Here is a 21,892-nt window from a genome sequence, read left to right on the forward strand (position 1 = left end):
GTCTACAGTTCCCGCCTGGAAACCCGGTGTCGAAGCCGCAATTCGCCGCAGGCCTTGCTCATGGACCGTTCAGATTCGATCGGACATGATCCGGCGCCGGCCGCCCGGACAGCCCGTCACGGAATTGACACATCGCGTGGGACAGGCCGTGTGAACTTGCCGCATCAACTGATTAGAATACCGGCGTGACAAGACCGGTGCGACCTGCGAAGACCGGCGTGACCCGATGCGTATGCGAACACCAGTCACTCTGCTTGCCCTGGCGCTGATCGCAGCCCTTGTCGTGCCTGCATGGCTGTCCGGGCAGGTTGTTGCAGCCGAGGAGCCGAAGCGTCCGGTCGCCGTGATGTTCGCGCTGGATCGTCCGCTCGACGGCAGCATGGCACCGGTGGTGCTGGCCACGAGCCGCGGGCTGTTCGGCGCGCAGGGCGTGGCCGTCACCATGACCACGGCCAAGGGCTCGCCGGATGCGATTGCGCGTGTGGCATCGGGCGAGGCGGACATGGCGCTCGCCGACATCAACGAACTGATCCGCTATCGCGACGGCGCCAACAGCGCGCCCGTCAAGGCCGTGTTCGTGCTGTTCAACCGCGCGCCCTACGCGATCATCGCCCGCAAGAGCCGCGGCATCAACGCGCTCGCCGACATCGATGGCAAGACGCTGGGCGTCGCCGAGGGCGACCTGTCGATCCGGCTATGGCCGGCGGTCGTCAAGCACAACCATCTCAAGCCCGAGACCATCAAGCTGTCGCGCGTCGGCGCGGCCGTGCGCGAGCCGATCCTCTCGGCCGGCCAGGTCGACGCCGTCAGCGGCTTCTCCTACCTCTCGGCGATCAATCTGCGCGACCGCGGCGTGCCCGCCGCCGATCTTGCAGTGCTGCGCTTCGCCGATTATGGCTGCGACGCCTATGGGCATGCCGTGATCGTCAATCCCGGCTTCGCCGCCAAGCAGCCGGCGGCGGTGAAGGGAGTTCTCCGGGCGCTGACGTCGGGCCTGCAGCTCGCGATCAAGGATCCGCAAGGCGCCGTCGCCGAGGTGGTGAGCCGGATGGACGATGGCTCGCGCGAACTCGAGCTGGAGCGGCTGCATACGGTGCTCGCCGACAACGTGCTGACATCAGACGTGCGACGCGACGGCATCGGCGGCATCGCTCCCGCGCGGTTCGAGCGCGCGCTGGGCCAGATCGCCGACGATTTCAAATTCCAGCACAAGCGCCCCGGGCCGGCCGACATCTTCGACGACAGCTTCCTGCCCCCCGCCGACAGCCGCCTCGTCAACTGACACCGCGGATTGCCCTGTCACCTGGTGCCCATACCTTGCTAACATGCGCGCGCGCCGCTCCGGCCGCCGATTCCGTCTCCGCATCTACAGAAGCGCCTCGCCCATGTCCCTGCTCCGCATCTATGCCCGCGTGCTCCAATTGCTCGGAAAGGAGGCGCGGCTCGGCTGGATCGTGGCGATCGCCAACCTTGCCCTCGCGGTCGCGCAGTTCGCCGAGCCGGTGCTGTTCGGACGCATTGTCGATGCGCTGTCCGGCAACGCCTCGACCGCGACGGCCTGGCCGCTGCTCGCAGCCTGGGCGGCCTTCGGCCTGTTCACGATCCTCGCCAGCGCCTGGGTCGCGCTGCAGGCCGACCGGCTGGCGCACCGCCAGCGCCATGCGGTGCTGACCAGCTATTTCGAGCACATCCTGCAGCTCCCGCTGACGTTCCATTCCGGCACGCATTCGGGACGGCTGATGAAGGTGATGATCAACGGCACCGATGCGCTGTGGAAGCTGTGGCTGTCGTTTTTCCGCGAGCACTTCGCCGCGATCATGTCGGTGCTCGTGCTGCTGCCGTTGTCACTGTATCTCAACTGGCGGCTCGCGATCCTGCTGTTCGTGCTCTGCGTCGTGTTCACCGTGCTGACCACGCTCGTCGTGCGCAAGACCTACGGCATGCAGAGCGAGGTCGAGGAGCAATACAGCAACCTCTCCGCACGCGCCTCCGACGCGCTCGGCAATGTCGCGCTGGTGCAGAGCTTCGTGCGCATCGATGCCGAGGTGCAGGGGCTGCGCAGCGTCGCCGGACAATTGCTGTCGTTGCAGATGCCGGTGCTCGGCTGGTGGGCGCTGGTGACGGTCATCACCCGCGCCTCCACGACCATCACCGTGCTCGCGATCTTCACGCTCGGCATCGCCCTGCACCAGGCCGGGCTTACCTCGGTCGGCGAGATCGTGATGTTCGTGTCGTTCGCGACCATGCTGATCCAGAAGCTCGAGCAGGTCGTGTCCTTCATCAACAACGTCTTCATGGAGGCGCCGCGGCTCGCCGAATTCTTCAACGTGCTCGACGCCGTGCCCGCCGTGCGCGACCGCCCCGATGCAATCGACGTGAGCCGTCTCTCGGGTTTGGTCGAATTCAACGACGTGTCGTTCTCCTATGACGGCAAGCGCCCGGCAGTGGAGGACCTCACCTTCACCGCGCTGCCCGGCCAGACCATCGCACTGGTCGGCCCGACCGGCGCCGGCAAGTCGACAGCGATCGCGCTGCTGCATCGGGCGTTCGATCCGCAGTCCGGCTTCATCAAGATCGACGGCATGGACGTGCGCGGCTTGAAGCTCGCCTCACTCAGGCGGAACATCGGCGTCGTGTTCCAGGAAGCGCTGCTGTTCAACCGCTCGATCCGCGAGAACCTCCTGGTCGGCAAGCCCGATGCGACCGACGAGGAGCTGCGCACCGCCGCGGCGCGCGCGCAGGCGCTCGACTTCATCGACCGCGCCGAGCAGGGCTTTGACACCAATGCCGGCGAGCGCGGCCGCATGCTCTCGGGCGGCGAGCGCCAGCGGCTCTCGATCGCGCGTGCGCTGTTGAAGGATCCGCCCATCCTGATTCTCGACGAGGCGACATCAGCGCTCGATGCGGTGACCGAGGCCAAGCTGAACGCTGCGCTCGATGAAGTGATGAAGGGGCGCACGACCTTCGTGATCGCGCACCGGCTCTCGACCATCCGCAACGCGACCCGGATTCTGGTGTTCGAGAACGGACGCGTGATCGAAAGCGGAACGTTCGATGAACTCGTTGCCAAAGGCGGCCATTTCGCGGAACTCGCGAAGGCCCAGTTCATGGTTCAGGAAAACGCCCGCGCGACTCTCGCGGCAACGGAGAACGACGCGTCCACCGTCAAGGCTTGATGGCGGGACGCTTTCATCGTGGAATTGAATGGCTGGGCTCTGTTAACCAGCATCGACCCGGTATAGGTTCGCGACCTGCCGCAACCGACGCGGCGCCGGACACGCTTGAAACCCGAAAGCCCGTTGCCCACCTCGCGTGACCGAGGCGGGTTCTCAAAGGACCGGACCAGACCAGTGCAGACGCTTCGCCTGTTGTTCCGCTATTCCCCGCTGAAGATCATCGCTATTGCTGCCGCGCTCGTGCTTGCGCCGCGCCTGGCCAATGCCGAGGCGCTGCTGCTCGTCGAGGCCGACACCGGCAAGGTGCTCGAGGCGCAGAACGCGACCTATCCATGGTACCCCGCCTCCGTCACCAAGCTGATGACGGCCTACGTCACGCTGAAGGCGGTGAAGGACGGCAAGGCCTCGCTGGACACGCTGCTGACGGTGTCGCCGACCGCGGCGTCACAATCGCCGTCGAAGATGGGCTATCGTCCGGGCACGCAGCTCACCGTCGACAACGCGCTGAAGATGATGCTGGTGAAGTCGGCGAACGACATGGCGGTCGTGCTGGCGGAAGGTATCGGCGGCTCGATCGACGGCTTCTCGATCATGATGAACGAGACCGCGCAGCGGCTCGGCATGACCCAGACGAGCTACGTCAATCCGAACGGCCTGCCGGCCGACGGCCAGATCACCTCGGCGCGCGATCTCGCGATCCTGGCGCGCGCCATCATCCGCGACCTGCCGGAATACGAGTACTTCGTTCACATCCCGTCGATCCGCTACGGCCGCCGCGTGGTGCAGAACTTCAACCGGCTGATCGGGCGCTATCCCGGCGCCGACGGCTTCAAGACCGGCTTCATCTGCGCCTCCGGCTACAATCTGGTGGCCTCCGCGACCCGCAACGGCAAGCGCCTGATCGCGGTGGTGCTCGGCGCCTCATCTGGCCAGGCGCGCGCCGTGCGCGCGATCCAGATGCTCGACCGCGGCTTCAACGGCAATCAGCTGAGCTGGCTGAAGGCGCCGCTCGGCAATGTCGAGCAGCTGGTGCCGGTCGACGCCACGCCGCCGAACCTGCGCGACGACATGTGCAGCGGCAAGCGCCATCGTCCGGCAAGCGACGATGACGGCGAAGAGGCGAGCACCGACGGCGAGACGACCACCGGCGGCACCCTGCTCGCCGGGCTGCAGGCCCCGACGATGAAGCCGTCAGAACTCTTGGCCGCAGCGCCCGCCCCGTCCGAGCCGGTGCTGGTCTATACCGGTCCCACCCGCACGGGCACGGCCCTGATCGCTGCAGTCGCAGCCGATGCCGATGCGCAGACCCCGGCGAAACACCGCGGCAAGAAGGCGCATGCCGTGGCCGCCCGAAAGGACGTCAAACCGGCGCCCCGCACCGCGGCGAAGTTCGAGGCGGAGGCGAAGCCGACCGCCAAGCCGGACGCGAAAAACGCCGAGGCCAAGCCGGCTGCGGCCCGCCACGTCGCCGCCAAGCACGATTCCGGCACGAAACCGCCGGAAAAACCCGCTGCCGACACAGCGGCCAAGCCAGCCAAGCCGAAGGCAGCCGCCAAGCCGAAGACCGAGGGCAAGCCGGCCCCGAAGGACGGCTGATCCCCGCGCCGCACAGCCGCGCCCGGCAGGCAGCCAGCCTCGCCGCCGGCGGACAGTTCTCCCCGTCCCTCTTTGGTCTACGCCCCGGCCGCTTGCCTTGCCCGGCCGGAGGCTGGATATTGGCGCCGAAAGTCGCCCGGGCACGACCGGCGCAGACGCATCAAGCAACCAAAAGAGACGATCAGGAGAGGAAGGGTCATGGAGCGCATCTGGCTCAAGCACTATCCGGCCGGCGTTCCCGCCGATATCGATCCCGGCAAATATCAATCGCTGGTCGATCTGCTGGAAGAAAGCTTCAAGAAATTCGCCGACCGCCGCGCCTTCATCTGCATGGACAAGGCGATCAGCTATCGCGAGCTCGACGAGATGTCGGTCGCGATGGGGGCCTATCTGCAGGGCCTCGGGCTATCCAAGGGCGCGCGCGTCGCGCTGATGATGCCGAACGTGCTGCAATACCCGATCGCGATCTCGGCCGTGCTGCGCGCCGGCTATGCGGTGGTGAACGTCAACCCGCTGTACACGCCGCGCGAGCTCGAGCATCAGCTCAAGGACTCCGGCGCCGAGGCGATCATCGTGCTGGAGAATTTTGCCCACACGGTACAGCAGGTCGTCAGCCATACCCAGGTCAAGCACATCGTGATCGCCAGCATGGGCGACCTGCTCGGCTTCAAGGGCGTGATCGTCAATCTCGTCGTGCGCCGGCTGAAGAAGATGGTGCCGGCATTCTCGCTGCCCGGCGCGGTGCCGTTCAACGACGCGCTCGCGGCCGGCCGCGGCAAGCGTTTCCAGAAGCCCGTGATCGGTCCCGACGATGTCGCCTTCCTGCAGTATACCGGCGGCACCACCGGCGTTTCCAAGGGCGCCACGCTGCTCCACCGCAACGTCGTCGCCAACGTGCTGCAGAACGATGCGTGGCTGCAGCCGGTGATGGACCGGCCGCCGCATGTCGATCAGCTGCTGATCGTCTGCGCGCTGCCGCTCTATCACATCTTCGCGCTGACCTGCTGCTTCCTGCTCGCGGTGCGCGCCGGCGGCGCCAATCTGCTGATCCCCAATCCGCGCGACATCGCGGGCTTTATCAAGGAGCTGATGAAATATCAGGTCAACACCTTCCCGGCCGTCAACACGCTGTACAACGGCCTGCTGCATCATCCCGATTTCAAGAAGATCGACTTCTCCAAGCTCAAGGTCTCCAACGGTGGCGGCATGGCCGTGCAGCGTCCGGTAGCCGAGCAGTGGAAGCAGGTGACGGGATGCAGCATCGCCGAGGGCTATGGCCTGTCAGAGACCGCGCCGGTGCTGACCTGCAACGTGCCGACCTCGACGGACTTCACCGGCACGATCGGCTTGCCGCTGCCCTCGACCTTGCTGTCGATCCGTGACGATGACGGCAACGAGGTGCCGCTCGGCCAGCCCGGCGAAATCTGCGCCAAGGGCCCGCAGGTGATGGCGGGCTATTGGAACAGGCCTGACGAGACCGCCAAGGTGATGACCGCGGACGGCTTCTTCCGCACCGGCGACGTCGGCGTGATGGCCGCGGACGGTTCGGTCAAGATCGTCGACCGCAAGAAGGACATGATCCTGGTCTCCGGCTTCAACGTCTATCCGAACGAGGTCGAGGAGGTCATCGCCACCCATCCGGGCGTTCTGGAGACCGCCGTGATCGGCCTGCCCGACGAGAAGACCGGCGAAGTCGTCAAGGCCTTCGTGGTCAAGAAGGACCCGAACCTGACGCCCGAGGACATCGTCAAGCACTGCCACGAGCAGCTGACGAACTACAAGGTGCCGAAGCAGATCGAGTTCAGGACCGAGCTGCCGAAGACCAATGTCGGCAAGATCCTGCGCCGCGAGCTGCGTGACGAGAAGAAGAATCCGGCAGCCGCCGCCTGATCCGTTGGCACTGCAGCACCGTTGTGCGATGACGGAGTCGTGAACGCGGCGGGCCGTTGCCGTTTTTCGCCCGCCGCATAGTGTAGCGCGCACCGCGCAAGACACGTTCGAGAAGCACGTTCGCAAGACACGCGCTCAGCATAGATCCAGGGGAAGGAGTTTCGATATGACGATCCAGGTTGGCGACAAGCTGCCGGAGGCCCAGTTCCGCGTCATGACCGGCGAGGGCCCGCAGGTCAAAACCACCGACGACATCTTCAAGGGCAAGAAGGTCGCGCTGTTCGCGGTGCCCGGTGCCTACACCGGCACCTGCCACAAGATGCATCTGCCTAGCATCTTCCTCAACGCTTATGCGATGAAGGACAAGGGCGTCGACAGCATCGCGATCGTCTCGGTCAACGACGCCTTCGTGATGAACGCCTGGAAGCGCGACACCGACCAGCGCGACGAGGCCATCTTCCTGGCCGACGGCAATGCCGACTTCACCAAGGCGATCGGCATGGAGCTCGACGCCTCCGGCGCCGGCCTCGGCATCCGCTCCAAGCGCTATTCGATGCTGGTCGAGGACGGCAAGGTCACCAAGCTGAACCTCGAAGCCGCCCCGGGCAAGGTCGAAGTCTCCGGCGGCGACACGCTGCTCGGGCAGCTTTAAGGCCACGCCGCTCGATCTGAATACGAAGGCCCGCGCTCATGCGCGGGCCTTTTGCTTGTTCGCTCCTTCGTATTTTACCGAACCGAGAAGAGCATCGGACACGTTCTGTCGCTAGGAATAGGCGGGGAGATCGCATGACGACAATCCTGATCACTTGCGCCTTCCTCATCTTTTGCCTTTGGCGCATCCGCCGCGCGCATGAGGATGCGCAGAAGCATTGGGCCAGCGGCCTGGCACGTGACCCGCTCTACTGGATCGGCAGCGTCATCGCGCTGATCGTGCTCGGACTGGCGATGTATATGGCCCGTGAGCACATGGGCTTCACGGGCCCGGGACGCTGGTTCTGGGGCGCAGAACTCGTTTTGATCGTCGCGACCCTCCTGGTTCGCCGGACGCTCAAATGGAGATACGGCTAACCCCGCACGTTCTTCTGCATCCTGGCCATCGCCACGCCATCACGCGCCAATTGATCCGCGCGCTCGTTCTCGGGGTGGCCGGCGTGGCCCTTGACCCAGTGCCAGTTCACCTTGTGCGGCTTCAGCGCCTCGTCCAGGCGCTGCCAGAGCTCGGCGTTCTTGACCGGCTTCTTGTCGGCGGTCTTCCAGCCGTTGCGCTTCCAGCCGTGGATCCAGCCGGTGATGCCCTGTCTCACATATTGGCTGTCGGTGTAGAGCTCGACCTGGCACGACTTCTTCAGCGCCTCAAGCGCCGAGATCGCGGCCATCAGCTCCATACGGTTGTTGGTCGTGTGGGGCTCGCCGCCCTTGAGCTCTTTTTCCTTGTCGCCGAAGCGCAGGATCGCGCCCCAGCCCCCGGGGCCGGGATTGCCCGAGCAGGCGCCGTCGGTGAAGATGCTGACGACCGGATGTTCGCTCATGCCGCCGCCCCAATGCCGTAGTCCCGCACGCTGGTCACCGCCTGATGGAAGCGCAGCTTGCGGAGATATTCGAGCGGGTCCTTCGGCTTGACCAGGGCGCCCGCGGGCACGTTGAGCCAGTCGACCAGTCGCGTCAGCAGGAAGCGGATCGCCGCGCCGCGCGCCAGCAGCGGCAGCGCCTCCAGCTCGGCCTCCGACAGCGGCCGCACGCGGCCATAGGCGTTGAAGAAGGCGCGTGCCTTGGTGACGTTGAGCGAATGGTCGGCCTCGAAGCACCAGGCGTTCAGGCAGATCGCGACGTCGTAGGCGAGGATGTCGTTGCAGGAGAACGGGAAGTCGATCAGCCCAGACAGTTCATCGCCAAGGAAGAACACATTGTCCGGAAACAGATCGGCGTGAATCACGCCTTCCGGCAGATGCGTCGGCCAGGCGCGCGCGAGCAGATCGAGCTCGGTCGAGAGCAGGTTGGATAGACCCGCCTGCACGGTGTCGGCGCGGTCGCGCGCCTGGGCGAACAGCGAGCGCCAGCCGGACACCGACAGCGGGTTCTTGCGCACCAGCGGGAAATCGCGGCCCGCGAGATGCATCCGCGCCAGCGCCTCGCCGACCCCTGCGCAATGCACGACCGCCGGCTTGCGCGGCCACATCCCTTCGAGGAAGTTGATGATTGCCGCGGGCCGGCCGGAGAGGCTGGAATAGACCGCGCCGTCGCGATTGCGCGCCGGCTGCGGACAGCTCACGCCGCGCTCGGCCAGATGCGCCATCAGGCCGAGAAAATAGGGGAGATCCTCCACCGCGACGCGCTTCTCATAGAGCGTGAGGATGTAGGAGCCCGTGGTGGTGTGGAGCAGGAAGTTGGAGTTCTCGACGCCCTCGGCGATGCCCTTGTAGGAGAGCAATTCGCCGATGTCGTAGGTCTTGAGAAAGTCCGCAAGCTCGTCGGCGGTGACATCGGTGTAGACCGCCATGCGCCATCCCAGTGATCGAAGTTCGCCTGCCCCGCCTCTCCGATGCGAACTTCATCATCGGACAGGCCCATTGCGCCCTTCATCGCGCATGCAGGCGCCGCGTTCAAGGCCGACGGGCCGTCGAGCGTGGAAAAGACGGCGGCCGATTTACTCGGCCGCAGCTTCCGGCCGCAGCGAGCGGGGCAGCGGGAAGAACTCGTTCTCCTCGGCGGCCGACACGGTCTCGACATGCAGCACGTAGCGCTCGGCAAAGGCGCCCATGATCTCCTCGACGATCACCTCGGGTGCCGAGGCGCCGGCGGTGATGCCGAGGCTCTTGATGCCCTCGAAACGCGACCAGTCGATGTCCGAGGCGCGCTGGGCCAGCACCGCAATCGGACAGCCCTCGCGTTCGGCGACCTCACGCAGGCGCTGCGAATTGGACGAGTTCGGCGCACCGACCACGATCAGCGCATCGACCACCGGCGCCACCTTCTTCACCGCCAGTTGGCGGTTCGTGGTGGCGTAGCAGATGTCTTCCTTGTGCGGGCCGGAGATGTTCGGGAAACGGCCCTTGAGGATCGCGACGATATCCTTGGTGTCGTCGATCGACAGCGTGGTCTGGGTGACGAATGCCAGATTGTTCGGGTCCTTCGGGGTGAAGGTCGCCGCGTCATCGGCGGTCTCGATCAGGGTCACGGCGCCGGCAGGCAGCTGGCCGACGGTGCCGACCACCTCTGGGTGGTGGGAATGGCCGATCAGCAGGATTTCGCGGCCGCGCTTGAAGTGGATCGCGGCCTCGCGGTGGACCTTGGTCACCAGCGGGCAGGTCGCGTCCAGGGAGAAGAAATTGCGCGCCTGAGCCTCGGCGGGAACCGATTTGGGCACGCCATGTGCGGAAAACACCACCGGTGCGTTGGTACTGTCGGGGATCTCGGCCAGCTCCTCGACGAAGATCGCGCCCTTGGTCTTCAGGCTGTCGACCACGTATTTATTGTGCACGATCTCGTGGCGGACATAGACCGGGGCGCCATAGATGGCGAGCGCCCGTTCCACGGTATCGATGGCGCGGACCACGCCGGCGCAGAAGCCGCGCGGCGAACAAAGCACGATTTTCAGGTCTGGTTTGGCTGCCATGGGCGGTCTGAGCTGATCTGTGCGGGCTTGTTGCGGCGACCGGGGCACCCCGGGCCGGCAAGCGGGGGCGGTCGAAACGTCACGGCTTCGAGCTAGAACTCGTTTGGATAGGACACTTTCGGATAGGACTTGGGACTGCTTTCGAGCCCTGTCAAGGCCGTTTTCGTCAGGCCATTGCGCGCCGCCCCCGGGACGGCTTATATAGGGCGAATTCCCCGTCATCGCCGATGACCGCAGGTTTCGCCTCCCAGGGCCGGGGCGGAGCACAAAGGAGATTTGCCATGAGCAACGCCCCGCTGATGCCGAAGGCAACTGCCGTGTGGCTGGTCGACAATACCGCCTTGACCTTCGACCAGGTCGCCGATTTTACCAAGATGCACCCGCTGGAGGTGCGCGCCATTGCCGACGGTGATGCGGCCCAGGGCATCAAGGGCATGGACCCGATCTCGACCGGCCAGCTCACCCGCGAGGAGATCGAGAAGGCCGAGCGCGACCCGAATTACCGGCTCCGGTTGCAGGAGAGCAAGGTCGTGCTGCCGCCGCAGCCGAAGCGCAAGGGCCCGCGCTACACCCCGGTGTCGCGTCGCCATGAGCGTCCGAGCGCCATCCTCTGGCTGGTGCGGAACCATCCCGAGCTCAAGGACGCGCAGATCATGCGCCTGGTCGGCACCACCAAGACCACCATCGCCAGCGTCCGCGACCGCACCCATTGGAACGCGCAGACCCTGACGCCGATGGACCCGGTGACGCTCGGCCTGTGCTCGCAGATCGAGCTCGATTTCGAGGTGCAGCGCGCCGCCAAGGAAAAGCCGCTCGACGCCAATTACAGCGGCGCCACCCTGCTGCCGGCCTCCGAGACCACCCGCAAGGACGAGTACGAGCCGGCGGGCCACGACGAGGACGACCTCAACGTCGACGCCGTGTTCGCCAAGCTCAAGACCATCGGCGGCAAGAAGCACGACGAGGACGAGGAGTAGGACGCGCGGGCGTCGTCCGCATCTCGACATCGGTCCCGGCACCGGTGCGCGAGACAATCCTCGGTGTCGTCCTGGACAAGCCCACCGACGCGTAGCGGCGGTGGGCGCAGATCCGGGACCCATGACCACCGAATTCAATGAGGTCCGCGGAACGGGCCGCCTGCCCACTACAAACATCGCGCGGTATGGGTCCCGGCTCAAGGCCGGGACGACAGCTGTGGGAAGGCGCGACCTCCCCATCAAGCTAACGCGATCTCCCCATCGAGCCAATAAACCCGCAGCAGCAAGCCTCCCAAAAAAATGGCGCCGGGGATGCCGGCGCCATCGCAGTCTTGGGAGGAACGCTAACAATCAGAACTTGTAGGTGATGCCGGCACCGACCAGCCACGGGTCGATGTTGGCGCGGCCGGTGACCGGAATGGCGCCGTTGACGGTCGCCGAGTAGTTGGGCTGCAGCCACAGCTTCTTGACGTCGACGTTGAAGCCCCAATGCTTGTCGAGCATGTAGTCGAAGCCGAACTGGACCGCGCCGCCCCACTGGTTCGAGATGTGCAGGTTGGTCACTGCGAGACCGTTGAACACCTGATTGGATGCGCTCTGGTTGAAGAACACCGTGTAGTTCACACCCGCGCCGATATAGGGCTTGAAGGCGCCGAAATCAGTGAAGTGATATTGCAGCGTCAGGGTCGGCGGCAACAGCGTGGCCTTGCCGATATTGAGTCCGTCCAGCGTGCCGGTGCCGCTGATCGAGTGGCGGGTCACGCCGAGGATCAGCTCGGCCGCGATGTTCTTGGTGAAGAAGTAGCTGATGTCGAGCTCGGGCACGACCTGATTGGAGATCTTCAGGCCGGAATTCGGCGACGACAGCGCCGGCACGCCGGCGACGTTCACGCTCGACCCGCCGGCATCCGGCAGCACGCCGAGCGCACGGACGCGGAGCATCCAGGGATTCCAGGCTTCGACGACCGGCGCCTTGGTGTAGACCGGCGCGGCCGACAGGTCGGCTGCCTGCGCGGAGCCCATGGTTCCGCAGATCGCTGCCAGCACCAGCAGCGACGACGAGAGTTGGAAGGTTCTGTTCATCGAGGTCCCCATAGCCACACGTGAGCTACATCCGCTTGATTTGCGCAGGCCAAGCCGCGCTCTTGCGGTCACAGATGTGGCAGGGACGCCATGGAGTTGGATTTGATCTCAATCAATCGGCGATGTTGCAGCGCCGATGTCGCCGAACTGTTGCATTGACGACACGCGCCATGAGAGGCGGTTGCAGTCGCGGTCAGGGGCGATCGGGATGGTTCATCATGTATTCGCCGAGATCGCGCTGCCGGCGATCGGCGCGCGCCTCGGCGCGTTGCCGCTGCACGTCGCGGTCCTTGCGGCAGGCGACATAGTCCGAGGAGCCCGGCGCAACCTTGCCGCCGGCTTGGCAGACCGCATCGTCATCATCATTGCCGAGCGCCACCGCGGCGCCTTGGTTCCGAGAGGCGCAGGCGGCAAGCGAGAGCGCGGTCAGCAGCACCAAAGCGAGGCGGGCGGAGGTCTGTCGCATCGGGCGTTCCATTCTCGTCAATCGGGCGGTCTGAAGCCGTTGATTGACGACAATGAAGGCCGGGGTCAAGCCCAGGAGCGCACCCGTGCTCCTCACCCTGAGAGGATGAGAAAGAATTCGAATTTTGCAGTTTTCGGACGAGCTAAGTCGTTGATTTGACTCATGTCGAAAATTGCCGAAATCGAAAGATTCACACCCTCTGAGGAGCACGCCAGAGGCGGGCGTCTCGAAGGGCGAGGCCCGACTGTGGCCTCATGGTTCGAGACGCGCCTTCGGCGCTCCTCGCCATGAGGGTTGAGCGCGATCGACGCCGCGCGGTGACCCTGAGCAGCGTGACGCTACACCCGGCTCTTCAGCGCCTCGCCGATCTCCTCGAGCACCTTGGGATCCTCGATCGTGGCCGGCATGCTCCATTGTTCGCCGTCGGCGATCTTCTTGATGGTGCCGCGCAGGATCTTGCCGGAGCGCGTCTTTGGCAGCCGGCCGACAGTGATCGCGAGCTTGAAGGCTGCGACCGGACCGAGCTTGTCGCGCACCAGCGCCACGATCTCCTTCTCGATCACCGACGGGCTGCGCGACACGCCGGCCTTGAGCACCAGGAAACCGCAGGGCACTTCGCCCTTGATCGCATCCTTGATGCCGAGCACAGCGCATTCGGCGACATCAGGATGCGAGGCGAGGATCTCCTCCATGCCGCCGGTCGAGAGCCGGTGGCCGGCGACGTTGATGATGTCGTCGGTGCGTCCCATCACGAAGACATAGCCGTCCTCGTCCTTGAAGCCGGCGTCGGAGGTCTTGTAGTAGCCCGGGAATTCGCTGAGGTAGGATTCCTTGAAGCGGTCCTCCTGCTGCCACAAGGTCGGTAGGCAGCCCGGCGGCATCGGCAGCTTGATTACGATCGAGCCCATCGTATTGGCGGGCACGGGCTTGGCCGCCTCGTCGACGATGTCGACCTGATAGCCGGGCATCGGCACCGTCGGCGAGCCATGCTTGACCGGCAACAGGCCGAGGCCGACCGGATTGCCGGCGATGCACCAGCCGGTTTCGGTCTGCCACCAATGGTCGATCACCGGCACCTTGAGCTGCTGCTCGGCCCATTCCACCGTCGGCGGATCGGCGCGCTCGCCGGCCAGGAACAGCGTGCGGAATTGGGACAGGTCATATTTGCGCAAGAACGTGCCTTCCGGATCTTCCTTGCGAATGGCGCGGAACGCCGTCGGCGCGGTGAACAGCGCCACCGCCTTGTGATCCGCGATCACGCGCCAGAACGCGCCGGCATCGGGTGTGCCGACCGGCTTGCCCTCGTACATCACCGAGGTCGCGCCATGAATCAGGGGGCCGTAGATGATGTAGCTGTGACCGACCACCCAGCCGATATCCGAGCCGCACCACCACACCTCGCCCGGCTTGATGCCATAGAGGTTTTCCATCGACCATTTCAGCGCAACCAGATGCCCGCCATTGTCACGCACGACGCCCTTCGGCTTGCCGGTCGTGCCTGAGGTGTAGAGGATATAGAGCGGATCGGTCGCGAGCACGGGCACGCAAGGCGCGAGCTTGCCGTTGGCGAGCGCGGATTTGCGCAGCGCCGCCCAGTCGTAGTCGCGGCCGGGCTTCAGCTCGCAGACATGCTCGGGACGCTGCAGGATGATGCAGGCCTTGGGCCGGTTGTCGGCCAGCTCGATCGCCTGGTCGAGCAGCGGCTTGTACTGCACGATACGGCCGGGCTCGATGCCGCAGCTGGCCGACAACACCAGCTTCGGCGTCGCGTCGTCGATGCGGGTCGCGAGCTCCTTGGCGGCGAAGCCGCCGAACACCACCGAATGCACCGCGCCGATCCGCGCGCAGGCGAGCATTGCGACCATCGCCTCCGGCACCATCGGCATATACAGGATGACGCGGTCGCCCTTGCCGACGCCGAAATCCTGCATGATCGCGGCGAGCGTCTGCACCTCCTTCAGCATCTCGGCGTAGGTGATCCTGGTGACGGAGTTCGTCAGCGGCGAATCATGGATCAGCGCCAGCTGGTCACCGCGGCCGGCGGCGACGTGGCGGTCGAGCGCGTTGTAGCAGGTGTTGACGACGGCGCCGGCGAACCAGCGGCCGTAGGCGCCCATCGTGGGATCAAAGACCTTCTTGGCCGGCTCGATCCAATCGATCGCGCGGGCGGCCTCGGCCCAGAACCCTTCGGGGTCCTGCAGCGACCGGGCATGGACCTCGTGATAGCGGCTCGCAGCGCTCATGACGTTTCCCCAAGATCTGTGTTTATTCCCGACTATTGTCCGGGACAAAGCGACAGTTCAAGCCGTCATGAATTGATCCAGATCAGGCGAGCCTGAACCTCCGGCAATTTTCCAGGCTGGATCAATGCGCCGCGTCCCGGAGCATATCCAGGCGGCGCTGCATGGCTAGACGAAGGTCGTAGCCGGGCTTGCCGAAGCGGACGTTGCGCTCGGCGATGAAGTCGCGCTGCGTGCTGCGCAACTCCGCGGCAGCACGGCCGCGGGACGACTTCAAGAGCCGGGCATAGCTCTCGGAAATACCGAGATCGAGCACCGAGAGCTGCGGGTCGGCACAGATGACCTTCTCCACTTCACGCACGGCGGTCGCGCAGTCGAACGACGGGCCGCTGCGCTCCGACGGCGCATTCAAAGGCCGCGGCGGCTCGGCGCCGAACTTCTTGATCTCCGCCAGCATGACGCGACGGCCGCTCGCGGCATTGTCGTTGCCCGGATCGAGGCGCAGCGCGGCCTCGTAGTCCGCGAGTGCCTTGGCGCGCTCGCCCATCTTGCGGAACAGCACGGCCCGGTTGTTGTAGGTCAGCGCAAAATTCGGATCGAGGCGGAGAGCGGCATCGTAATCGCTCAAAGCCGAGCCGAGCTCGCCCTTGAACTGATAGGAGTCGCCGCGGTTGGTCAGGAAGTTCGGCTTCGGCTGCAGCTTGATCGCCTGGTCGTAATCGGCGATCGCCTTGTCGTACTCCTTCATCGCGGCGTAGGTCAGGCCGCGGTTGTCGTAATATTCCGGCACCTTCGGATCGCGCCGGATCGCCTCGTGATCGTCGGCCAACGCCTTGTCGATCTGGCCGAGCTTCTTGTAGGCGGCGGCGCGGTTGGTGAAGGTGCGCGGCCGGTCGGGATCGAGGCGGATGGCCTCGTTGTAGTCCTGCACCGCCTTTTCGTTGTCGCCGCGCAGATAGAACGCGACGCCGCGATCGGCATAGGCCTGCGCGTAATCAGGCTTCAGGCGGATGGCCTGGTCGTAGTCGGCGAGCGCGCGATCGAGCCGGCGCTGCTCGGTATAAACGACGCCGCGCAGCTCATACGCTTCGGCATCATTCGGATCGAGCGAGATCGCCATGCTGAGATCGGCCGCGGCCTTGCCGGCATCGCCGCCGGCCTCGCGCATGAAATCACCGCGCAGCCGGTAGGCGCGCGCATTCTTGCCGTCGAGCGCGATGGCGCGATCGAGATCTTTGAGCGCCTGGCTCATGCCGCCTGTCGTGCGCGCATGGGCATCGGCGCGGATGACGAGCGCAGCCGACTGGCCCCTCGGCGCGCTCGCCGCCTCGATCGCAACGGTGCACGTGGTGATGAGTTCAGACGGCGATGCTCTGCTGCCTGGCGTGCATTCCGTCGCGACCGCCGGGAAGGCCCCCAGGCAGAGAACGAAACCGAGGGCCAATGACGGCGCGCGGTAAGACTTGCGGGGCGACATCGCTTGAATGGAGGAGTGCATCGGCGAGCTCGGCTTGGGTCTTCGACCGGGAGCGGTCAGCTTCCCCGTTGTCGTCACCGGCCGGAGCGGGGTTCAAGCCGCCCGGCTGATGGTCAATAGCCATCCGAGCCGTTCAGCCGCCGCAGGCGGTCCTGCATCGCCTTTTTGAGATCGTAGCCGCTGCGGCCGAACCCGGCATTGCGGCGGGCGATGAAGGCATCCTGCTCGCGCTGGAGCGCGCGGACCGCGGCCGGCCCTGGTGCCTCGCGAACCACCCGGGCATGCGAGCCGTCGATCTCACGGTCGAGATTGGCAAGCTCCGGGTCAGCACAAATCGCCTTCTCCACCGCGCGCCGCGCCGTCGCGCAATTGAAGCTGGGCCGCCCTGCGACCGCCATCTGCGCGCCGAGACGCTCGAGCTCGACGGCGAGCGTATGATAGTTGCTGCGGGCGCTGGCGTGATCCGGATTGAGCCGCAGCGCCGCGGCGAAATCGGCCAGCGCTTTCGGGCGGTCGCCCTTCTTCCGATACAGCTCGCCGCGCGCATTGAAGATGTTGGCGAGCGTCGGATCGAGCTGCAGCGCGACGCCATAGTCGGCGATGGCGCGATCGGCATCGCCTCTGCTGATGTAGATCGAGGCGCGCGCGATCAGCGCGTTGATGCGATCGCTCTTCGGAACCTTGGCGTTGTCGATCAGAGCGCCGCATTCGGTGAGCACCTTGTCGCCGTCACGCGCCTCGGACGCGGCGATGCAGGCGGCCGCATCAACCACCGGCTCCTTGCCTGGTTCGGCCGCACCGACCGCATGCGCTGCCGTCGCGAACAACATTCCCGAGGTGATGAGCGCGGCCAGCCGCGCACTGCCACGGCGAACGGAGATGGCCTGCGTGAAGACGGGTATCGGCAAGGCGGCTGGTTCTCTCAAGGCGTGGACAAACCGGACATCGGCGACAAACAGTGCTTTCCGTCAACTATACAGCCGTGGCGCGGCCGCGGAAGTCCTTCCATGCCGACGTGTTGCGGCCGCTCAGACCGAATCGTCCCTGCAGGCAACTGACATGCACGTGATCATCTGACCTGCACCGCTCGCGATCTCGTGGATGCGGTGCGGCTGCCGCGACGACCGCGGCATTGAACCTGCGGCAGCCGCGGCAGACACAACCTCCATGACGATCCTGACAGAGCATTCGCGCGCACGCGGCGTCATTGCGTCTCCTGCGCGCTATTTCTATTTCAACATGGCCCTGGCCTGCATGGCCACAGCCTTTCTCGGCTTTGCGCCGACCTACTGGATGCCACTGGCGCGCGGCGCATTTTCCGGCGCGCCCGTGGTTCATTTCCACGGCTTCCTGTTCTTCACCTGGACGCTGTATTTCACCCTCCAGACGTGGCTCGCCGCCTCGGGGCGGACGTCGTGGCACCGCTCGCTCGGCATCTTCGGCGTGTCGCTCGCCACGGCGATGACGATCTTCGGCTTCTTGGTCGCTGTGGAAGCCATGAAGCGCTCGGCCGCGATCGGCCAGCCCAATGAAGGCATCGCTTTCGCAATCGTGCCGCTCAGCGGCATCGCCTTCTTCGCGGTCGTGTTCGCGCTCGCGGTGATGCAGGCCCGGCGGCCGGAGACGCACAAGCGGCTGATGCTGCTTGCCGGCATCTCGCTGCTCGACGCCGCCGTCGCGCGCTGGTTCCTGACGTTCCTGGCGCCGCCCGGCCCGCTCGGCCCGCCGCCGGTGTTCGTCACCATCCCGCCCGCCTTCGTTGCCTATCTGCTGCTCGCCGTCGCGATCATCTACGACCGCCGCACATTCGGGCGGGTTCATCCGGTCTATCTCTATGGCGGCCTGGCGCTGATCGCCGTGAAGCTGTTGAACTGGCCGATCAGCATGACGTCGGCGTGGCACGCGATCGGCAGCGGCATCCTGGCGATGGCGCAGTAGGCACTACTCTTCAGTCAACCACCGCCGTCATTGCGAGGAGCCGAAGGCGACGAAGCAATCCAGGGGCTCCGCGGATGCCCTGGATTGCGTCGCTTCGCTCGCGATGACGGAGGAAACGTCCGGCGCGTCAACTCCGGCAGGTCAATCCACCGTCGACCACCAGCGTGATGCCGGTGACGTAGCGCGATTCGTCCGAGGCGAGGAACAGCGCGGCGTTGGCGACATCGAAGGCGTCGCCCATGTGCCCCATCGGCACCTGCGCATCGCGCTTCCGCCACATCTCCTCGACGTCGCCCTTGGCGTAGCTCGCAGCCAGGCCTGCGGAATGCTCGACCATCGGCGTCTTCATCAGGCCGGGCAGGATCGCATTGACGCGAACATGCTTCGGCGCGAACTCGACCGCGGTCGTGCGCGTCATCTGGTTCATCGCCGCCTTGCTGGCGCCGTAGCTGACATAGGAGATGCCGACCTGGCGGATCGAGGCCACCGAGGAGATGTTGATGATCGAGCCGCTGCCCTGCCCGATCATCACGGGAACCACGTGCTTCATCGCGAGATAGGCGCTCTTGAGGTTGACCGCGAACACGCGGTCCCATTCGGCTTCCTCCACGTCGACGACGCTGCCCATCTCGGCGATGCCGACATTGTTGTCGAGCACGTCGATGCGGCCGTAGGCCGCAAGGCAGGCCTTGACCATCGCCTCGACCTCGGCGGCCTTCGAGACGTCGGCGGTGTAGGCCTGAGCCTGGCCGCCCTCGCCTGAAATGACCGCGGCCGTTTCCGCCGCAGCGTCCTTGTTGCGGTCGACGCAAAAAACCTTGGCGCCCTGCCGGGCGAAGGTCACCGCGGTCGCCTTGCCGTTGCCCCAGCCCCGCCCGATCGAGCCGGCGCCGACCACCAGCGCCACCTTGCCCTCGAGACGTCCCATCGCGTTCTCCCGTTGTTTGTTATTCGTTGCAGGCGCTTATCGTGATCGTGGCAGCCCCGATGTCATGGCCAAAGATCTCCGAGATCGTCCGGCATTGTCCGTCGTTGCAGATCCGCCATTCACCAGCCGCGCCGGAATTGGCGAGCACGATCCGCGACAGCGGCTCGCGACCGATAGACCATTGATACCAGCCATCGACCAGCCGCGCCTCGGGTGGCGGCTCCATGCCGGCACCGGAGCCCTTGACCCGTGCCTGCACCAATTGCAGGCCATCTGGCGTGACGCGCCAATCCTCCTGCCACCCGGTCTTCTCGACCGAGTGAGTCCAGGCCAGCGTGAAGGCGGCGAGCGCCAGCGTCTTCACGACGCCGGCAGAAGCGAGACACAGGCTCAAGCTGAGGCCGCCACGGTCGTCGGCGGCCGCTGCCACCACTGCCAAGCCACGATCACGACAGCCAGCGCGAAGCCCAGCACATCGCTGTAGGGGAATTCGCCGAGCAGGCAGACCGACGCGACGAAGGCCAGGAGGCGCTCGATCAGCGTCATGCGCGTGTACAGGAAGCCGATCGCGACCATGCCGAACAGGCCAATCGAGATCAGCGCCTTGACGAACGCGTAAGCCACCGCGCCATAAAAGCCGATCTGCGCTTCCATCGGATCGCCCGCCTGCAGCATCAGGGCCGGCGAATAGACGAACAGGAAAGGAATGACATAGCCGGCGAGCGCGATGCGCATCGCCTCCCAGCCGATCTTGTCGGGGTTCTCCTTGGCGATCGGCGCCGCGGCAAGCGCCGCCAGCGCGACCGGCGGCGATAGGTCGGCCATGATGCCGTAGTAGAACGCGAACATGTGGCTGGCGATCAGGGGCACGCCGAGCTTGGCGAGCGCGGGCGCGGCGAGCGCCGCGGTGATGATATAGGTCGGGATGGTCGGAATACCCGTTCCCAGCAGGATCGACAGCAGCATGGTCATGATCAGCGCCGCGAACAGGCTGGTCTTGCCCAAGCCGATCACCCAGCTGCCGAAGATCGAGCCGACGCCGGTCTGGGTCATCATGCCGATGATGACGCCGACGATGGCGCAGGCCATGCCGACGGTGAGCGCCGATTTGGCGCTTTCGGCGAGCGAGTCGCGGCAGGCGTGCAAGGTCCCCATTCCGCCGCGCACGAACGCGGTGATGACGACCAGCGCGACCACGACCGAGGCGACGGGCACGATCTGCAGACCGTTGCGCGAGAGCGCGCCGACCACCAGCGCGAGCCCGATCCAGAACACGTAGCGCAGCACCTGGTTGGAGAAGCCCATGGTGATCGATGTGCCCAGGATCAGCGCCACGGTGAGCGCGAGGCCCATGGAGCCCGCATAGAGCGGCGTGAAGCCTTCGAACAGCATGTAGACCAGCGCGGCGAGCGGCAGCACGAGATACCAGCGCGCGACCAGCGCCTTCCAGGCGCTCGGGATCTCCGACGGCTTCATGCCAGTCAGGCCGTGCTTGCCCGCTTCCAGATGCACCATCCAGAACGCCGAGGTGAAATACAGGATCGCAGGGATGACCGCGGCCTTGACGATCACGGAGTAGTCGACGCCGAGCGTCTCGGCCATGATGAAGGCGACAGCGCCCATGACCGGCGGCATGATCTGCCCGCCCATCGACGCCGTGGCCTCGACGCCGGCGGCGAAGGCGCGGCGGTAGCCGAACCGGATCATCAAGGGAATCGTGAACTGGCCGACGGTGACGACGTTGGCGACGCCGGAGCCGGAGATGGTGCCCATCATGCCCGAGGCGAACACCGCCACCTTGGCCGGGCCGCCGCGGGTGCGGCCAAACAGGCCGAGCGAGACGTCGGTGAACAGCTGGATCATGCCGGCATGTTCGAGGAACGAGCCGAACAGGATGAACAGGAAGATGTAGGTCGCGGAGACGTAGATCGGCACGCCGTAGAAGCCTTCGGTGCCGAACGACAGATGGGTGATCACCTGATCAAAGTCGTAACCGCGATGGTTGAGCGGAGACGGCAGGTACTGGCCGAAGAACCAGTACAGCAGACAGGCGCCGCACATCAGCGGCAGCGCCAAGCCCATCAGGCGGCGCGTGCCTTCGAAGATCAATACGGCGAGCAAGGTTCCGACCACGAGATCGGCACGCGTGGGATCGCCGTCGCGCGCGATCAGGTCGGCGTAGAAGATCCACTGATACAGGCCGCACAGAAAACCGATCGCGCCGATGGCCCAGCCGGCGATCCGGCCGGCGTCGGTCTTGGCGGTGAAATTGCCGATCAGGCCGAACGTCAAAAGCAGCAGGAAGCCGACATGGACGCCGCGCACCACCTGACTCGGCAGATAGTTGAAGGCGGCGACATAGAGCTGGAACAGCGCAAACGCGAGGCCGATGCCGTAAGCCAGATAGCCCCAGCGGCCAGGACCGAAGCCCTCGGGAAAGCCGTGCTCGAAATTGTCGAACTCGACCTTGACCGGCGTCTCCATGTTTACGGCTTCGATCGTCATGAT

19 protein-coding genes are annotated in these 21,892 nt (G+C 65.5%); 8 read left to right on the forward strand and 11 right to left on the reverse strand.

The window, feature by feature from the left end; translation table 11 throughout:
* Positions 1-226: 226 nt before the first annotated feature.
* From BRAD285_RS29815 to BRAD285_RS29840, 6 genes are all read left to right on the forward strand, one after another.
* Complete coding sequence (locus BRAD285_RS29815; protein ID WP_006613160.1) at positions 227-1,282, forward strand: ABC transporter substrate-binding protein; 1,056 nt, start codon at positions 227-229, stop codon at positions 1,280-1,282.
* A gap of 103 nt (positions 1,283-1,385) precedes the next feature.
* The gene (locus BRAD285_RS29820; protein ID WP_006613159.1) at positions 1,386-3,176 is read left to right on the forward strand and encodes a glucan ABC transporter ATP-binding protein/ permease; all 1,791 of its coding nucleotides are present in this window, start codon (positions 1,386-1,388) and stop codon (positions 3,174-3,176) included.
* A 174-nt stretch (positions 3,177-3,350) separates the two neighbouring features.
* Positions 3,351-4,772 (forward strand): serine hydrolase, encoded by a 1,422-nt coding sequence (locus BRAD285_RS29825; RefSeq protein ID WP_006613158.1) that lies wholly within the window; start codon positions 3,351-3,353, stop codon positions 4,770-4,772.
* Between the two features lie 198 nt (positions 4,773-4,970).
* Positions 4,971-6,662 (forward strand): long-chain fatty acid--CoA ligase, encoded by a 1,692-nt coding sequence (locus BRAD285_RS29830; RefSeq protein ID WP_006613157.1) that lies wholly within the window; start codon positions 4,971-4,973, stop codon positions 6,660-6,662.
* Positions 6,663-6,828: 166 nt separating this feature from the next.
* Complete coding sequence (locus tag BRAD285_RS29835; protein ID WP_035647238.1) at positions 6,829-7,314, forward strand: peroxiredoxin; 486 nt, start codon at positions 6,829-6,831, stop codon at positions 7,312-7,314.
* A 134-nt stretch (positions 7,315-7,448) separates the two neighbouring features.
* Entirely contained in the window at positions 7,449-7,730 is a 282-nt protein-coding gene (locus BRAD285_RS29840) for a hypothetical protein (RefSeq protein ID WP_006613155.1), read from the forward strand.
* On the opposite strand, the gene rnhA is transcribed toward BRAD285_RS29840, so the two are convergent.
* From rnhA to ispH, 3 genes are all read right to left on the reverse strand, one after another.
* Positions 7,727-8,191 (reverse strand): ribonuclease HI, encoded by a 465-nt coding sequence (gene rnhA, locus BRAD285_RS29845; protein ID WP_006613154.1) that lies wholly within the window; start codon positions 8,189-8,191, stop codon positions 7,727-7,729. The genes BRAD285_RS29840 and rnhA overlap by 4 nt on opposite strands.
* Positions 8,188-9,159 carry a homoserine kinase gene (locus tag BRAD285_RS29850; RefSeq protein WP_006613153.1) on the reverse strand — a complete coding sequence of 324 codons (972 nt, stop codon included), beginning with the start codon at positions 9,157-9,159 and terminating at the stop codon, positions 8,188-8,190. The genes rnhA and BRAD285_RS29850 overlap by 4 nt, the downstream gene beginning before the upstream one ends.
* A 147-nt stretch (positions 9,160-9,306) precedes the next feature.
* On the reverse strand, positions 9,307-10,275 hold the full coding sequence (ispH, locus tag BRAD285_RS29855) for a 4-hydroxy-3-methylbut-2-enyl diphosphate reductase (protein WP_006613152.1): 969 nt from the start codon (positions 10,273-10,275) through the stop codon (positions 9,307-9,309).
* A gap of 281 nt (positions 10,276-10,556) precedes the next feature.
* Here ispH and BRAD285_RS29860 point away from each other — a divergent pair, with 281 nt between their 5' ends.
* On the forward strand, positions 10,557-11,252 hold the full coding sequence (locus BRAD285_RS29860) for a DUF1013 domain-containing protein (RefSeq protein WP_006613151.1): 696 nt from the start codon (positions 10,557-10,559) through the stop codon (positions 11,250-11,252).
* A gap of 351 nt (positions 11,253-11,603) precedes the next feature.
* On the opposite strand, the gene BRAD285_RS29865 is transcribed toward BRAD285_RS29860, so the two are convergent.
* From BRAD285_RS29865 to BRAD285_RS29885, 5 genes are all read right to left on the reverse strand, one after another.
* Positions 11,604-12,335: an OmpW family protein gene (locus BRAD285_RS29865; RefSeq protein ID WP_006613150.1), complete on the reverse strand. Its 732-nt coding sequence runs from the start codon at positions 12,333-12,335 to the stop codon at positions 11,604-11,606.
* A gap of 193 nt (positions 12,336-12,528) precedes the next feature.
* The gene (locus BRAD285_RS29870; protein ID WP_006613149.1) at positions 12,529-12,801 is read right to left on the reverse strand and encodes a hypothetical protein; all 273 of its coding nucleotides are present in this window, start codon (positions 12,799-12,801) and stop codon (positions 12,529-12,531) included.
* 338 nt (positions 12,802-13,139) lie between these two features.
* Positions 13,140-15,044, reverse strand: a complete 1,905-nt coding sequence (locus tag BRAD285_RS29875) for a propionyl-CoA synthetase (protein WP_006613148.1) — start codon at positions 15,042-15,044, stop codon at positions 13,140-13,142.
* Positions 15,045-15,165: 121 nt separating this feature from the next.
* Positions 15,166-16,539 carry a tetratricopeptide repeat protein gene (locus BRAD285_RS29880; protein WP_050886916.1) on the reverse strand — a complete coding sequence of 458 codons (1,374 nt, stop codon included), beginning with the start codon at positions 16,537-16,539 and terminating at the stop codon, positions 15,166-15,168.
* A 92-nt stretch (positions 16,540-16,631) separates the two neighbouring features.
* Positions 16,632-17,348: a tetratricopeptide repeat protein gene (locus BRAD285_RS29885; protein WP_050886917.1), complete on the reverse strand. Its 717-nt coding sequence runs from the start codon at positions 17,346-17,348 to the stop codon at positions 16,632-16,634.
* Positions 17,349-17,685: 337 nt separating this feature from the next.
* Between BRAD285_RS29885 and BRAD285_RS29890 the strand changes: the two genes are divergently transcribed.
* On the forward strand, positions 17,686-18,456 hold the full coding sequence (locus BRAD285_RS29890; protein ID WP_035647235.1) for a hypothetical protein: 771 nt from the start codon (positions 17,686-17,688) through the stop codon (positions 18,454-18,456).
* 127 nt (positions 18,457-18,583) lie between these two features.
* Here BRAD285_RS29890 and BRAD285_RS29895 read toward each other — a convergent pair whose 3' ends face one another.
* Genes BRAD285_RS29895 through BRAD285_RS29905 form a run of 3 tightly spaced genes read right to left on the reverse strand, consistent with a single transcriptional unit; the run spans position 18,584 to position 21,868 of the window.
* Positions 18,584-19,384: an SDR family NAD(P)-dependent oxidoreductase gene (locus BRAD285_RS29895; RefSeq protein ID WP_006613144.1), complete on the reverse strand. Its 801-nt coding sequence runs from the start codon at positions 19,382-19,384 to the stop codon at positions 18,584-18,586.
* A 19-nt stretch (positions 19,385-19,403) separates the two neighbouring features.
* Complete coding sequence (locus tag BRAD285_RS29900; protein WP_006613143.1) at positions 19,404-19,778, reverse strand: DUF1850 domain-containing protein; 375 nt, start codon at positions 19,776-19,778, stop codon at positions 19,404-19,406.
* Positions 19,775-21,868 carry a TRAP transporter permease gene (locus BRAD285_RS29905; RefSeq protein ID WP_006613142.1) on the reverse strand — a complete coding sequence of 698 codons (2,094 nt, stop codon included), beginning with the start codon at positions 21,866-21,868 and terminating at the stop codon, positions 19,775-19,777. The genes BRAD285_RS29900 and BRAD285_RS29905 overlap by 4 nt, the downstream gene beginning before the upstream one ends.
* Positions 21,869-21,892: the final 24 nt, after the last annotated feature.

It is taken from the genome of Bradyrhizobium sp. ORS 285, from assembly GCF_900176205.1.
Lineage (GTDB): Bacteria > Pseudomonadota > Alphaproteobacteria > Rhizobiales > Xanthobacteraceae > Bradyrhizobium.